Annotated in this window: 15 protein-coding genes; 10 read left to right on the top strand and 5 right to left on the bottom strand. The window is 43.3% G+C overall.

What is annotated here, in order from left to right; translation table 11 throughout:
- Positions 1–20: 20 nt before the first annotated feature.
- Both ACS72_RS11235 and ACS72_RS11230 read right to left on the bottom strand, forming a co-directional pair.
- Positions 21–563: an ankyrin repeat domain-containing protein gene (locus ACS72_RS11235; RefSeq protein ID WP_004890821.1), complete on the bottom strand. Its 543-nt coding sequence runs from the start codon at positions 561–563 to the stop codon at positions 21–23.
- Between the two features lie 128 nt (positions 564–691).
- Positions 692–1,057, bottom strand: a complete 366-nt coding sequence (locus ACS72_RS11230) for an HPF/RaiA family ribosome-associated protein (RefSeq protein ID WP_048882169.1) — start codon at positions 1,055–1,057, stop codon at positions 692–694.
- 239 nt (positions 1,058–1,296) lie between these two features.
- Between ACS72_RS11230 and puuE the strand changes: the two genes are divergently transcribed.
- The 6 genes from puuE to ACS72_RS11200 all read left to right on the top strand — a co-directional run bounded on the left by puuE (position 1,297) and on the right by ACS72_RS11200 (position 6,096).
- Entirely contained in the window at positions 1,297–2,271 is a 975-nt protein-coding gene (gene puuE, locus ACS72_RS11225) for an allantoinase PuuE (RefSeq protein WP_048882168.1), read from the top strand.
- Between the two features lie 144 nt (positions 2,272–2,415).
- Positions 2,416–2,919 carry a 2-oxo-4-hydroxy-4-carboxy-5-ureidoimidazoline decarboxylase gene (uraD, locus tag ACS72_RS11220; RefSeq protein ID WP_048882167.1) on the top strand — a complete coding sequence of 168 codons (504 nt, stop codon included), beginning with the start codon at positions 2,416–2,418 and terminating at the stop codon, positions 2,917–2,919.
- Positions 2,916–3,242, top strand: coding sequence for a hydroxyisourate hydrolase (gene uraH, locus ACS72_RS11215; protein WP_048882166.1), 327 nt, complete (start codon positions 2,916–2,918; stop codon positions 3,240–3,242). Before uraD ends, uraH begins: the two co-directional genes overlap by 4 nt.
- Positions 3,243–3,281: 39 nt before the next feature.
- On the top strand, positions 3,282–4,640 hold the full coding sequence (locus ACS72_RS11210) for a nucleobase:cation symporter-2 family protein (RefSeq protein ID WP_048882165.1): 1,359 nt from the start codon (positions 3,282–3,284) through the stop codon (positions 4,638–4,640).
- Between the two features lie 121 nt (positions 4,641–4,761).
- Positions 4,762–5,499: an outer membrane protein OmpK gene (locus ACS72_RS11205; RefSeq protein WP_005220527.1), complete on the top strand. Its 738-nt coding sequence runs from the start codon at positions 4,762–4,764 to the stop codon at positions 5,497–5,499.
- A gap of 78 nt (positions 5,500–5,577) precedes the next feature.
- Positions 5,578–6,096 (top strand): GNAT family N-acetyltransferase, encoded by a 519-nt coding sequence (locus ACS72_RS11200; protein ID WP_048882164.1) that lies wholly within the window; start codon positions 5,578–5,580, stop codon positions 6,094–6,096.
- Positions 6,097–6,223: 127 nt separating this feature from the next.
- On the opposite strand, the gene hpxO is transcribed toward ACS72_RS11200, so the two are convergent.
- Complete coding sequence (gene hpxO, locus ACS72_RS11195) at positions 6,224–7,381, bottom strand: FAD-dependent urate hydroxylase HpxO (protein ID WP_048882163.1); 1,158 nt, start codon at positions 7,379–7,381, stop codon at positions 6,224–6,226.
- Between the two features lie 216 nt (positions 7,382–7,597).
- Between hpxO and alc the strand changes: the two genes are divergently transcribed.
- The 4 genes from alc to ACS72_RS11175 all read left to right on the top strand — a co-directional run bounded on the left by alc (position 7,598) and on the right by ACS72_RS11175 (position 10,934).
- A complete protein-coding gene (alc, locus tag ACS72_RS11190; RefSeq protein WP_048882162.1) occupies positions 7,598–8,605 on the top strand; it encodes an allantoicase in 1,008 nt (335 codons plus the stop codon).
- A 253-nt stretch (positions 8,606–8,858) separates the two neighbouring features.
- Positions 8,859–9,368 carry an ureidoglycolate lyase gene (locus ACS72_RS11185; RefSeq protein ID WP_048882161.1) on the top strand — a complete coding sequence of 170 codons (510 nt, stop codon included), beginning with the start codon at positions 8,859–8,861 and terminating at the stop codon, positions 9,366–9,368.
- 71 nt (positions 9,369–9,439) lie between these two features.
- Positions 9,440–10,162: a hypothetical protein gene (locus ACS72_RS11180; protein WP_008305805.1), complete on the top strand. Its 723-nt coding sequence runs from the start codon at positions 9,440–9,442 to the stop codon at positions 10,160–10,162.
- Between the two features lie 67 nt (positions 10,163–10,229).
- Positions 10,230–10,934 (top strand): phospholipase D family protein, encoded by a 705-nt coding sequence (locus ACS72_RS11175; RefSeq protein WP_048882160.1) that lies wholly within the window; start codon positions 10,230–10,232, stop codon positions 10,932–10,934.
- Positions 10,935–11,019: 85 nt separating this feature from the next.
- Here ACS72_RS11175 and ACS72_RS11170 read toward each other — a convergent pair whose 3' ends face one another.
- Positions 11,020–11,940 carry a response regulator gene (locus ACS72_RS11170; RefSeq protein WP_048882159.1) on the bottom strand — a complete coding sequence of 307 codons (921 nt, stop codon included), beginning with the start codon at positions 11,938–11,940 and terminating at the stop codon, positions 11,020–11,022.
- 13 nt (positions 11,941–11,953) lie between these two features.
- Positions 11,954–15,409, bottom strand: coding sequence for an ATP-binding protein (locus ACS72_RS11165; RefSeq protein WP_048882158.1), 3,456 nt, complete (start codon positions 15,407–15,409; stop codon positions 11,954–11,956).
- Positions 15,410–15,499: the final 90 nt, after the last annotated feature.

The raw sequence follows: 15,499 nt of genomic DNA, 5'->3' as shown, positions 1-15,499 counted from the left end.
CTACTCTTTCTTTTTAAGTCTTAACCGAGTTCTTTGGACATCTTCGCGCCACGGCTACGCAGCAGTTCCAGTGTCTGCTTTTCTTCTTCCAGTGCTTCTGCCCAGTTAACTTCATCAAAGTCACAGTCAAAGAACAGATCACAGATTGAAGATAGAATCGTCAGACCGTCTTCATCCCGGGTATTTGGATCGACATTTTCATCCAGTAAACGTTGTACGGCAGGTACACAGGCAGCACTGGCAGCGTCCCAAAGTGGACCATAAATTTCTTCGGCATCCCACAGGTGCAGATTCACTTTGGCTGCAATCAGGGCATCCAGAATATCAAGATGCACTTGAAGCTTCTGTTGTTTTTCTTCGTTAGATAGAACATTGCCTGCTTCATAAGCCTCACAAACTTCTTCCCACCACTTGAACAGACCATCTGACCAGACAGAAATGACCGGGCCTTTTTCCATATCAATAAAATTTGGGTTGAGTCCATCTGCCAGGAGCTTTTTCACCTGATTCAGATCCAGTTCTTCGAGTGCTTGCACAAAAAGCTGTTGTTGCGCAGTTAACATGATGGAGCTCACTTCAATTCGTTTTCGACTATTATGCCGAATAAAGCAGGATTTGTTTTATTCTCATTCGTTTACTTTATCTAAAATTGAAAAAAGCCCCGTAGGGGCCTTTTTCATCTGCAAACTTTTTATTCTTCTATATCTGTAACCATTTCTTCGGCAAGTTTTAGCGGATTACCACGCACATTGTCTTTTTTCTCAATTACATGTTCCAGGCTGCGTTTTAAACGATCAATGGCCCCACGAATTGCGGTATCAATATTGTGACCATGATGGTTGACCACAATTGGCTTCAAGCCAGCAGGACGTGCTTCGATCATGCAGCGAATATCATCATCGCCACCTTTTGCGGCATTTTCATCACTAAGATGCACGGAGAAATGGGTAATACGCTCACTGTGGCGCTGGAATTCCTGATTTAATTCGGTACGAACGTAAGTAATTAGACGATCACTATTGCGAATATTTTTATCGGTACGGAGTTCAATGTTCATAAAATACCATCCTCAAATCATTGTAACTTTTTAGTGCAGATTTTTTATCTTGGCACGTTTGTAGCTTGCTGTTTTGTATTGCATTTCACTTCTTCAAATCGTTTTGGATTAACCCTCCACATTGAATGATGAACACATTTTTGAGTCTGCAGAACCGTGTCCTTATACCTTGAATATCGGTCCTCTCTTAAAAATATGCAAGTGATATTTTGATTTTTTTAGCAAAAGGACAACCAATAGTGACTACTGCTTACTTACGCGGAAAACAATTGATTGAAACGATACAAAAGCAAGAATATTCACGCGATTTAATCGGCTATCACGGCAAACCACCCCCTGCACAGTGGCCCAATGCTGCCCGGATCGCGGTACAGTTTGTATTGAACTATGAAGAAGGCGGTGAAAATCATGTTGAACATGGTGATAGCGGTTCCGAGCAGTTTCTGTCCGAAATCGTGGGGGCTGCCAGTTTTCCAGCAGTACATCGCTCCATGGATTCAATGTATGAATATGGCTCACGTGCTGGTTTTTGGCGTATTCATGAGGAGTTTCAAAAACGTGGCTGGCCTATGACAATTTTTGGAGTCGGTATGGCACTGGCTCGTAATCCTTATATCGTCGAGGCCATTAAGGCGGCTGATTATGATGTGGTCTCACATGGTCAGCGCTGGTTGCATTATCAGGATATGGAGATTGAAATTGAACGTCAGCATATGGATCAGGCCTTAAGTGTGCTGACTGAACTCTTTGGTGAAACGCCAATTGGCTGGTATACCGGACGCGATAGTCCCAATACACGTCAATTATTAGCTGAATTTTCTCAGATTAAATATGACTCTGATTATTATGGTGATGACCTCCCATTTTGGAGCACCTTAACTGAACCAAATGGTCAAAAACGCTCTCATTTGATCATCCCCTATACATTAGAGTGCAATGATATGAAGTTTAGCTCTCCGGGTGGTTTCAATTCAGGTGAGCAATTTTACCAATATTTAAAAGATGCCTTTGATGTGCTCTACAGTGAAGGGGAAACTGCACCAAAAATGATGTCAATTGGCATGCACTGTCGCCTGCTCGGACGTCCGGGACGCTTCAAAGCCTTGCAGCGCTTTATGGATTATGTACAGAGCCATGACAAAGTATGGATCTGTCGTCGCAACGATATTGCACAGCATTGGTATACGCATCATTTTCCTGCGCACCAAGATTAATCATTCACTCAAATCATCCAAAGAGAGCCTCATGCTCTCTTTTTTTATTTTGACCTTTTGGTTGCCCCCCTATTAGGCGATTTTCAACAATTTGGCATTGTTATTGCAATTTCCAGTGAGAAATATGGATAACAAACTTTAATTATGCAATTAACTGAATTTAACCAGGCATCTGACAGCGATATTGAACTGCTGCTCAAGCAGTGTGTGCATATTGACCGTTGGGCTAAAGAATTAAAACAGCAACGACCTTTTACTTCATGCGATGAGCTGCTCGAAGCTGCCAAAAGACAGGCACAGACCTGGACTTGGGAAGAAATTTACAAGGCGCTCGCAACCCATCCTCGGATTGGTGAAAAGCAGGCACAGACTGCTTTAACCGCCAAAGAAGAAGGTTTTTCCGAACGGGAACAGGCCTCGATTTCACAAGATGAAGAAACTCAAGCCGCTTTGCTAAAAGGCAATCTGGCCTATGAGAAAAAATTTGATTTCATCTTCCTGATTCGCGCAGCAGGTCGTAGTAGCGAAGAGATTCTGACAGCATTGAATTACCGCCTGGTGAATGACCTGGATACTGAAAAGCGTATTGTTCATCAGCAACTTTTAGAAATTGCTTTGTTACGTCTGGCACAGGAGATTGATTCATGATCAGCACCCATATTCTTGATACTCATCTGGGTAAACCTGCAGCCGATGTTGAAGTCAAATTAATGGATGCCACAGGTCAGGTATTGGCGACTGCTAGCACCAATAATGATGGCCGGGTACTGGTACCGGATTTTGGCTTAGACAGTATTCATGCCGGTGACTACTGCATCGAGTTTGCGACCAAAGCCTATTTTGATGCCCAAGGCCTGGCTACCTTTTTTCCAAAGGCTGTGATCCATTTCAGCATTTTAGATGCTGCTCAGCATTATCACATTCCATTACTCATCAGCCCTTTTGCTTATTCGACCTATCGCGGTAGTTAAGTTAGCCCGCTCATTATTCAGAATAGAGAAGGATTTTATATGTCAGAACAAGAAAAAACTGTCTCACCCGAACACGAATTTTTAGGGGTTGGAAAAAGTGCGGCTTATGGCTTGCAGCATGTATTGACCATGTATGGCGGTATTATTGCCCCACCCCTGATTGTGGGTACTGCTGCAGGCCTGAGTGGTATGGAAATCGGTCTGTTGATTGCCGCAGCACTATTTGTAGGTGGCCTGGCAACGATTTTACAAACAGCAGGCGTAAAATATGTCGGTGCTCGTTTGCCTTTGGTACAAGGGGTATCTTTTGCTGGCGTAGCCACTATGGTGGCGATCGTGACCACCGGAGGAGGATTGCAGGCAGTCTATGGCGCTGTAATTGTCTCTGGTCTGATCGGTTTCTTCCTGGCACCCTATTTCTCTAGAATTATCCGGTTTTTCCCACCGGTAGTCACTGGCTGTGTGATCACCATCATTGGTCTGTCCTTACTGCCAGTTGCAGTACGCTGGATGATGGGTGGCAACAAAAATGCTGAAAACTGGGGTAGCGCAGAAAATGTTAGCTTGGCGCTAATGACCTTAGCTATTGTGATTTTGCTAAATTTATCCCGCAATGCCACAGTACGTCGTTTGTCCATTCTGCTATCTATTGTATTAGGAAGCATAATTGCAGGTTTAATCGGTTTTGGTGACTTTTCTAAAGTGGCAGATGGTGCATGGTTACAATTCCCAAGTTTTTTTGCTTTTGGCATGCCTACTTTTGAACTGACAGCTATTCTTTCCATGTTGATTGTGACTTTGGTAATCATGACTGAAACCACGGCTGATATTATTGCAGTTGGTGAAATTGTTGGCACCAAAGTCGATGCTGACCGTATTTCTGATGGCTTGCGTGCGGACATGCTATCGAGTGCCGCAGCCCCTATCTTCGGTTCGTTTATGCAAAGTGCTTTTGCACAGAATGTTGGACTGGTAGCGATTACTGGAGTTAAGAGTCGTTTTGTTGTGACCGCAGGCGGCATTATTCTGGTGGTACTGGGCTTGCTACCAATTATGGGCCGTTTAATTGCGTCTATTCCCGTACCGGTGCTGGGGGGTGCAGGCTTGGTGTTATTTGGAACAGTTGCAGCCAGTGGTATTCGTACCTTAGCGAAGATTGACTATAACGAGCAAAAGAACCTGATCATTGTAGCAACGTCAATCGCTGCCGGCATGGTGCCTATTATTGATCATAGTTTTTATGCAGATTTTCCAAAATGGGTTCAAACTTTATTCCACTCTGGTATTAGTTCAACCTGTTTAATGGCCATTTTACTGAATATCTTATTCAACCATTTAAACTGGTTTAAGACTAAGACTTTGGCCAATGCTGAACCGGCAGTAGATAGCCACCACTAAACCTGGGTTAAAAAAGTTGGTCGGAATATTGCATATAAATTTCAGTTACCGGTCAATTTTCACTTTATTTTTACTTATTAATCTGTATGCTTTATCTGCTTTCTTGGGGGAGAGATTTTAAATGAAACTTAAACAAATCGTAGCACTTTGTGCATTGGCTTCTACTGCGGCTGTTACTCAAGCAGCACCTATCTGGCAAGACTTTAGCTTAACAGGTCTGTATGGTGAAAACTATGCTGTCCCTTTTGCAGGTGATGACAACAAACAGACCACGATTACTGCTGAATATGCAGCAGGTCTTAAGTATGGCGATTTTTTTGCTTTTGCTGACCGTAGTAATACTGACTTTGGTAATGAAACCTATTTCGAAGTTGCACCACGTTTAAGCCTGGGCGCTGTAACAGGTCAAAAACTTGAATTGGGTCCAATTAAAGACGTTCTTATCGCGACAACTTGGGAAGGCAGCGCTAGCGCTAATACTGACTTTAACAACTATTTATATGGTATTGGTTTTGCACTTGATATTCCATACACAAGTTATGCGAATATCAATTTCTACAAAGCTGACAACGATGACACACCAGATGATTATCAAATGACCATCACTTATGCAGTGCCATTTAAAATCGGTTCTGAAGAATTCCTGGCAGATGCTTTCCTGGATTGGTCAACTGCTGAGAAAAATGGTCACGCAAGTGAATTGAACTGGACATCTCAGTACAAATGGAATGTAGGCAAACACATTTCTCCTGAGACTAAACTTTACCTTGGTATTGAGCATTCTGTCTGGAATAACAAATATGCCATTAAAGGTTTAGATCAACACGATGTCAGCGCTCTTGTGAAGTATCACTTCTAAGAGATGTTATCTTAAAAGCAGAACTTCGGTTCTGCTTTTTTTTATTTCTTTAATTTAACTTAATCAGTAGGTGGTTCAATGAGTGCAGTTCAGATCCGTACAGCCAATATAGACGACCTTGAAAGTATCCTTAATATTTATAATCAGGAGATTATCAACGGTACTGCCACCTGGAACCATACTGCGATGGCATGGTCAGATATACAGGCCTGGTTCAAAACCCTTCAAGATCAGAACTATCCGGTACTCGTTGCAGAACATCAGCCTACAGCTAAAGTCATTGGCTATGCCAATTATGATGAGTTCCGTAGTATTCAGGGTTTCTCTAAAACAATTGAACATGCGGTCTTTCTCCATCCTGACTACACTGGTCAAGGGATAGGAAAACAGTTGTTATTGCGCTTAATGGAAATTGCCAGCAGGCAGGGCATACATATCATGGTGGCAGCAATTGATTCGGAAAATATAGCCTCCATTCATTTGCATCGAAAACTTGGCTTTATTCAAACGGGTTATATGCCACAGGTGGGAGAAAAATTTGGTCAGTGGCGTGATCTGGTCTTGCTTCAGCTGAACCTGGATCAAAATTCACTTTAGATTTTTCTATATTAAAAACTGACTGCAACAAGAAAATACAGAGATAAAAAAAAGGGCTTACGCCCTTCTGCTGATCAATCATTGTTATTATTTTATATGCTTATTATCATGAATTTTCATACAAGTTTCAGTCCAAAGGGTTACCGATAATATTGCTAATAATGCCTTTCATAATATGTGGGCCATTTTCACGACGTAATTCTTCATACCATTCCATTGTTACCTCTTTATCTTTCATATGAGTGACATCACAGCGCTTACGCGCACGCAGCACCAGTTCATTCGCACGTTCATTGCGTTTATTCTGATAGCGACGTAATGAGTCCTGTAATCCCAGTGTATTGATCTGAAGTGCACGAGCCAGATAGATTGCATCTTCCATCGCCTGGCAACCGCCTTGACCAATATCCGGCGTTGTACTGTGGGCTGCATCGCCGACAATGACGACATTGCCTTTATAAAAATCGGCAAATGGTTCGATGTCATGAATTTCGACACGATTGGTACGCTGCTCATCAATTGCCTCAATCAGCTTTTGAACCTGAGGACACCAGTCTTTAAAGTATTCTTTGAGTAATGTTTTATATTGGCTACGCTCATTCTCTAGCCCTACTGGCAAGGGCACATCAAAAAAGAAGTAGAAACGGTTATTTGCAACCGGCATCAGTGAAGCACGTTTACCCTCACCGACAAAAGTGGTCCATTGATCAGCAGGGGCTAAATCTTCCGATACCTCAACCAGACCATTCCAGTTCACATAACCGGCATATCGACGCGATACAGTTTCACCGAGCACATAAGCGCGGGTCATGGAATGGGTTCCATCGGCACCAACCAGCAAGTCTGTTTGAATTTCTGAACCATCTGCAAAGCTAACGGTGACCTGTTGTCCATCATCATTGAGCGCCACCATTTTTTTACCGAGATGAATATCAGCATGACCAAATTCATCCATCAGCATATTCTGTAATTCGGCACGAGAGACCGGATATGGACGCTGTCCTACTTCTTCAATCAGCGGATAAAGGCTGAACTGGGTCATCACATCGCCAGTCAGACCATCAACATAAGCCAGATTATCCATCTGCCCGCCCAGTTGGGCGACCTGATCAGTTAAACCTAAATAATTCAGGCATTTCACCCCATTGGACCAGAGAGAAATCGCAGCACCCACAGGCAAAATCTGTTCGGCCTGCTCATAAATGCTGACCTGATGTCCGAACTTCTTTAATGCAATGCCTGTGGTTAAGCCCGCCATCCCGGCGCCAATAATGGTGATATTCATTGTTCCCCCTAAGTTCATAAATGTTGATCCATCTCAAGGAGACAAAGCGAAAAGTGTGCCATTTTCCGAATAGTTTCAAATACCCAGATTTAAGTTGGCACATGCTGTGCATTATTTTTTAAAGAACTGCCTTGTTTTGGGGAGAAAAAACAGGGCATTGGCTATGTTTAGCCTGTAAGAAATGACAGTTGAATAAATTTAGAATGGAAGATTGATATGGCGACCCTGTTTGCACCTGCTTTTGAAATACCTGCACAGTTACAGCAACTTACTAATCTGGCAGATGAGCGTATTGGTGCAAAAGTATTGCAATGTTCAGATGATTTTTTTGCTGAAGCACAACGCATGCTCCAATTTACAGCACCTATTTTTGTCGAAGATAAGTTCGATGATCATGGTAAATGGATGGACGGTTGGGAAACCCGCCGCAAGCGTCATGCCGGCTATGACTGGGCAATTGTAAAGCTCGGTGTTGCGGGAAAAATTAGTGCACTGGATATTGATACCACTTTTTTTAGTGGCAACTATCCTGCCTCTGCTGCAGTTGAAGCCTGCTATGCACCAGATCAGAACCTGGAGCAGGTTGAATGGCACCAAATTTTACCAAACAGTATATTAGGCCCAAGCCAGCATCATATTTTTCAAATTGCTTCAGAAAACACTTATACCCATTTGCGTTTAAATATTTACCCGGATGGTGGTGTAGCCCGTCTGCGCGTTTATGGGGAGGTCCAGATTCAGTTAAAAGACAGTAATGAAACTCTGGATCTGCTGGCACTGGAAAATGGCGGCCGTGTGATCGCCTACAGTGATGCGCACTTTGGTCATCCACGTAACCTGATTAACCCAGGCCGTGGCATCAATATGGGCGATGGCTGGGAAACCAAACGTCGCCGTGCTCCAGGTTTTGACTGGTGTATTCTGGCTTTAGGCCAAGCTGGAAAAATTGAAAAAATTGATATTGATACTGCACACTTCAAAGGCAACTATCCAGCAGAAGTCTCCATTCAAGCTGTCTATATAGAAGATGCGACTGATCCGCAACTGATTCCACAAAGTATGTTCTGGCCTTTCCTGCTTGAAGCCCAGCCCATGCAGATGGATCATGTGCATAGCTTTATCAATGAAATTCTGGCACATGAAAAGATTTCACATATCCGTGTGAATATGATTCCTGATGGCGGTATTAGCCGTATCCGTTTATGGGGAAAGGTAGCTGATTAATGCGATTGACCCTCCCTCTCCACAGGATGGTCAATCGAACAGCTGTTTTAACAGATGGCAGTGGACCTGATCTCAGAATCGGGTTCACTGCCAAACTTATCCCTACCTTCTGACAGATCAAATCCGCTCATTTACTTTCTACTCACATTTTCCTCAAAGTATCCTTCTTGCTTACTTAATATACAGGGATAAAATAGTGAGATTAATCAAGAAAGTCTTGTCATAAAAATACGAGCAAAAGGAATATAAAAGAATGAAAAATACCATCCAAATTCAGCTATTAACCAGTGAAAACTTTGCTCGTTTTGGTGAAGTCATCAGCTGTCAGGGTAATGACTATTTCCATATCAACGATGCACATACCGAGCGTTATCATGCACTGGTGATGACTGAAATTATGGGAGATGCCAAAGCGGGGATCAGTATTTTTAGAAATATTAAAAGTACTCAAATTCCTTTTGAAATCTCCATGCTGGAACGCCATCCGAATGGTTCTCAAGCCTTTATCCCCATGCAGGGACAAAAGTTCCTGATTGTCGTTGCGCCAAGTTTGGATACAGATACTCCGGATCTGTCTCAGCTTTGTGCATTTATTACAGATGGGACACAGGGGGTCAATTACCGGGCAGGTACCTGGCATCATCCCCTGCTGACACTAGAGGAACCCAGTGATTTTGCCGTGGTCGACCGGATTGGTACCGGACATAATTGCGATGTATATCAGTTTCCTGAAACTTTCAAAATCGAAGGAAATCTCTTCTAATCACAAGACCAATATTTACTTGAAGTATGCTGTGTGTTTTATTCAGAATAAGAATTAAAACTGAGCAAACCATGTATAAATCTTTAGCTGCTATCGCCCTGACTGCTTTGAGTCCTCTTTGTTTTTCAGATACCCCCTTTCAACAGGAATTACGGGCTGGCTGTGCCAAAGTCAAAAGCTATGCAGCCACTGGCAAGCAATTCTATGATCAGAAACAGTATGCTCAGGCCGTTGAACAGTTTGAACAACAGGCAGCATGGTCAAGCTTTTGCAGTATGAATGTAGAAGATGGGGGCATTGCTTTTACCGAGCACGCAATTAGTACTGCGTTTAATAATGTTGGTCTGAGTTATGCCAAACTAGGCAAACCGCAATGGGCACGTGCCTGGTTTTCTGTCTATCCTGACGCTAAAAACAGCCAGTTCAACTTGAAACAGCTTCCTGCCCCAAGGCAAAGTTCTCACCTGTCTGGAAAATATGTACGTTACGCGGGTTTTGGGCAATGGAATACTATTGAAGTGAAACGTACTGCAAAGTCCTATGCAATAGAATTTAATGGCTTATATATGGGAATTCGCAGTCTGATTTATGGACCGAATATCGGTGAATTCCAGACCACCATGCCATTTAAGAAAACTCAAACCAGCTATCGTGCAGATGACTGTAAAATTGATTTGGATTTTAAATTTGATTCAAAAGTTGGGCAGCAGCTTCATGTAAAAGAAACTAACATCATGAGTTGTGGTTTTGGTCATAATGTGTCGGCGAGTGGAGTTTATTTGAAAGTTGAATAAATCTTCAATTTTATAAAAATTATCATTTAATATACCGCAGACAATAAAAATAGATTAGAGGGAAACGATGGCAAAATTTTTAAATACCAGCGCAACGAATTTCTTCCTGGAAGAGCTGATTAAGAGTGCAAAAGAACGTTTAATCCTGATTAGTCCATACTTGCGTTTGAATGATCGAATTAAAGAATTATTAGAAGATAAAGATCGGCTAAAAATTGATATTCGCATCGTATATGGGAAGAGCGATCTACATCCAGAAGAGATTAAATGGCTGCAAAAACTTGATTATGTCCGTCTTAGTTTCTGTAAGAACCTACATGCTAAATGCTATCTCAATGAGTCTGAATGTATTATCTCAAGCTTAAATCTCTATGAGTTTAGTCAGGTCAATAATAATGAGATGGGCATTCTGGTTCGCAAATACGAAGATGATATTGTCTTTAAAGAAGCCTACGAGGAAGCTCAGCGGATTATACGTATCAGTGAAGAAGTCCGAATTAGTCTAGATGAAGTGAAAAATGAATCTGGTTCTAAAGAAACTGAGGTAGATGAAGAAAGTAATACTTTTTCTAGACTTACCACGTCTAAACTCGCTGCAAAGCACAAAATTAAAACAGCTGATTTACTCGATAAGATGACAGAGAAAGGTTTTCTAAAACTCAATGAAAATGGTAAACACCTTCTAACTGAGCAAGGAAAAGAAATTGGTGGTGAGTTTAGACCAAGTCAGTATGGCGGCTATTTCCTCTGGAATGAAAATACCGAGATCTAAATAAAAATTTTAAGTCTCCTCTCCTTCTAGGAGAGGGTTAGGGTGAGGTCGTAAATCCTCCAAAGATTCCTATACTAAGGGAAAACTAAGCCACTGCCTGATTCTGACAAGCTGACATGACATGCAATACCGCAGCCGTCCGTGTTTCTACATAAAGCTTTTCAAAGACATGCTCAAGATGCTTGTTTACCGTCCGTGGGCTGAGTTGCAGGATCTCGGCAATATCCCGGTTGGTCTTCCCCATCGTGACCCAATGCATCACTTCTGCTTCACGCGGCGTCAGGTTGGGACAAGCCTGCGCGATTTCCTCTGCGCTCGGCATTTGGGTCTGCTCTTTCAACTGTACCAAGACATGTTTAGAGATATGCCCTGCATACAGTTTGGTGAGCAGGTTAAGCTGTAACTGCTGATGGCCATAACCATACTGACCATGCAGTAAATGTGCTTGATCTGGCTGCTTGAACAAGTCCTGTAGCCACTGATTCAAACTGGACTGAAAATGCTGTACATCCACCTGATGATTTTTCAGTAATTCACTGACGATTGGGGTCTGCCAGATAATTTCACCTTCCAGATTCAGCGATAGAATCGCACTGCCGGTTGCATCCAGCATTTGTCGCTGCTGATGCATTAAACGAGCCTGTAACAAATGGGTTTTTACTCGTGCCCGAACTTCATCAATATTTAAAGGCTTGGTGACATAGTCTACCCCACCGACCTGAAAGCCTTTAAGAATGTGCTCGGTTTCAGTCAGCCCGGTCATAAAGATCACTGGAATATGTTCAGTCACTGGACTGGCTTTAAGCTGAGTGCAGGTTTCGAAGCCATCCATTTCCGGCATACTGCCATCGAGCAGGATCATGTCGGGTTGAATGCGATGCGCAATTTCAATTGCATCAAATCCATTGGTCGCCACAAGTACCTGATAGCCAGCCTGATCCAGGCTCTCATGCAATAGACTTAGATTTTCAGGTATATCATCCACAATCAAAATACTTTCCAACATGTCCACCTTACCCCTACTTCAGCACATCTGCATGCTCATGAAGTCGCTGAATTGCTCTTTTAAAATCAAATTGTTTTAAATCCTGCTCAATCTGATGCCATATATCGTTATATTGTTCAAAGTGCTGGCCACATTCATGCAGGACATCTTTTGCCCCCCGGATAAAACCAATACTTAAATACTGTTCCAACTGAATGACCACCTCTGCCACATTCAACAATGAAATGGATGGGTTCAATTCATTTTCGCTTTCAACCACCAGCGTGGAGATCTGTGCTTTCTGATCAGAAGGCTGTTCTTGTTCTGTCTGCTGCTCATGCTGATGAAGCCAGCTTAAGCCCAGCTTATCGCCAATCTTGTTTAATAATAAATTGAGATCGACCGGCTTTACTAAAAAGTCTTCATTCAATACATCCGTTTCCGGATTAATCATCCGCTCATTAGCATCTGCGGAAATAATAATAATCGGTACATTGGTGATTTTATTCTGGCGCAGCAATTTCGCCGTTTCCCAACCGCCCAGTAAAGGCATACTTAAATCCATCAAAATCAGATCAGGATTAAATTCTGGAACCTGACGCAAACAGGCTAAACCTGATTCTGCCTCTTCTAAAATAAAACCCAGTGGTTTCAGGAAATTCAGAACCAGGCCACGGTCGGTTGCTTCATTATCAACAACCAGTATTTTACGGCGTTCTCCGGTATAACCGGTCACGGTATTAGAGGCAACATCCGCGATCGGATGGATCAGGGATTTAGAAGGTAAATACAGTTTTATTTTAAACACTGAACCCTGTTTTAACTGGCTACTCAGGGTCAGCTCGCCACCAAGAATATCGACCAGAAGCTTCACGATTGGCAGCCCTAAACCCGTGCCGGCAAAGCTGCCCTGTACTACATTACGGCCACGTTCAAAAGGCTGGAAGATCCGCTCAACATCCGACTCAGCAATCCCACAACCGGTATCCTGAATTTCAAAATAAGCAGTCTGAAAACGGTAATCGACCTTAAATTTGACTCCCCCCTCCAGGGTAAATTTCAAAGCATTACCCAACAGATTAATCAGTATCTGTTCCAGACGTTTTTTATCAATACGGACATACTGTGGAATCTTGCTACTGATCTCCACATCAAACTTCAGCTGCTTTTGGGCAAACTGTGGCTCGAATATATGCACGATCTGTTTAAGAAATTTTGGCAGGTCGATATTGGAATTTTCCAAAGAAATCTTACCAGTTTCAATCCGTGCCAAATCCAGCAGACCATCAATTAGAGAAGTCAGATGCTGACCGCTCCGGCTAATCACACCCAGGGCAGATTCGCCCTGTTCAGACAGTTTTTCCTGTTTCTGCAGTAGCTGGCTATAACCGAGAATACTGTTCAACGGTGTTCGTAATTCATGACTGATGCCAATCACATAGCGGCTTTTGGCTTCATTGGCCTTTTCAGCCTGAATGCGGGCATCCTGCAACTGGCGATCGGTAACTTTATGCGCTTCAATCTCATCTATCAGCAGTTGAGTCTGGGTATTACTTTCCAGCTGTGCCTGACGTCGACTTTCATCATTCAGTACTAACCACCAGGCGGCCACACACAGTAGCAGGAACAGTACGGCATAGATTTTGACGAACAGCATTGTCAGCGCATCCTGCTGCTGTGACAAAGCACCCAGGCTGGCAGACTCCTGTAAATAAATCAGGCTCAGACTGACTGCCAGCACCACGCCTAAGACGAAAATCAGCAGGATATACAGACTCAATCGGGTATTAATATGTTGTACCCAGTATTTCGGCAGGAACCAGGCTGCAAAAACTCTGAGCTGTGAAGACCAGCGTGCATGCGGCTTACACAGGTCATGACAACGTGCTTCAAGCGTGCAGCACAGAGAACAGATCTGACTGCTATAGGCTGGACAACTGGCCATGTCTGCAGTTTCATAATCATGCTCACAGACTACACAGGTTTGGGTTTCGACCAGTTCCAGCTCAGGCTTTTCTTGACGTGCCAAGTAATATTTACCTTTGGTAAACCAGGCAATTAGCGGTACACATAACATCGACGTACCGAGTGCAATAAAGCCGGCCAAGGACCGGGCAATCTCTCCAAAAACTCCCCAGTAACACAGCATGGATAAGACCGATGCAATGATCAGGCTACCGACTCCAACCGGATTAATGTCATATAAATAGGCCCGTCGAAATTCAATTCCTTTTGGACTCAGTCCCAGTGGTTTACAGATCACCAGATCCGCAACAATGGCACCAATCCAAGCAAGGGCCACATTACTATATAAGCCAAGTACACGCTCCACCGCATGGATTACCCCTAGCTCCATCAACAGCAAAGCGATAAAGATATTGAATACCAGCCAGACTACGCGCCCTGGATGGCTATGTGTCAGACGCGCAAAAAAGTTCGACCAAGCCAATGACCCTGCATAGGCATTGGTAACATTAATCTTGATCTGAGCGACGCAGACAAATAGAACAGTCAGAAATAAAGCGATGCCGGGATGATTGACCACCTGTTGATAGGCAATCCAGTACAGATAATTGGGGTTACTCAGTTCGGAATCGGCAACCAGATACTGCATTGCCAGCGCCATAAGTAGCATACCCATGAATATCTTGATAAATCCGCCTAGAATCCAAGCTGGTCCACCTAAAAAGACTGCCCAATTCCATTTACGCTGAATATGTTTTTTATCGGGTAAAAACCGCAGATAATCCGCCTGTTCTCCGATCTGGGTGATCAAGGCAAAGAGCACCGTGCAGGATGCACCAAAAAAAGACAGATTAAAGGCAGCGCTCTGGCTTTTTGCGCCCTCAATCAATGCAAGATTGCTGATCAAATCAGGTTGCTTCACCAAGACAAAGCACCATGGTAATAAAAGCAGAAATAACCAGAGTGGTTGGGTGATAGCCTGCACCTTATTGATGAAGCCAATGCCTTTGACCACCAATGGCAAAATCACCAGTGCTGAAATCAGGTAGCCAATACTCAGGGGTATCCCTAAGCCTAGCTCCAATGCCAGCGCCATGATAGCGGCTTCAAAGGCGAGAAAGATAAAGGTGAAACTGGCATAAATGACCGAGGTAATGGAGGAGCCAATATAGCCAAATCCGGCACCACGGGTCAGTAAATCAATATCGACATTATAACGGGCAGCATAATAACCAATCGGCCAGCTGGTCAGGAAAATGATAATCGCCACAACCACCAGTGCCCAGAAAGCATTACTGAAACCGTACTGCCAGAGCATGGTTGCTCCAAGTGCCTCCATTGCCAGGAAACTGACGGCCGCAAGCGCCGTGTTGGTCACTGTCCATAGTGACCATTTCCGGACGGATTTAGGGGCATAGCGCAGGGCGTAATCCTCAATACTTTCATCGACCACCCAGGTATTGTATTTACGCCGGGTATGAATGACGCGCTGCGGTGCCTGACTGGTATTCGCTGTTGGGTCCATACAGATCAAATAAAGCTAAATATCTGCTCTTAAAAGCAATAACTATGCCCAGCCTATTAGTATCTAAAAATAATTCAGCTAAACGGTATA

This window comes from Acinetobacter sp. VT 511 (assembly GCF_001077515.1).
Taxonomy (GTDB): domain Bacteria; phylum Pseudomonadota; class Gammaproteobacteria; order Pseudomonadales; family Moraxellaceae; genus Acinetobacter; species Acinetobacter schindleri.
The sequence above is the reverse complement of the archived record's forward strand: the minus strand, read 5'-3'. Positions and strand labels throughout refer to the sequence as shown.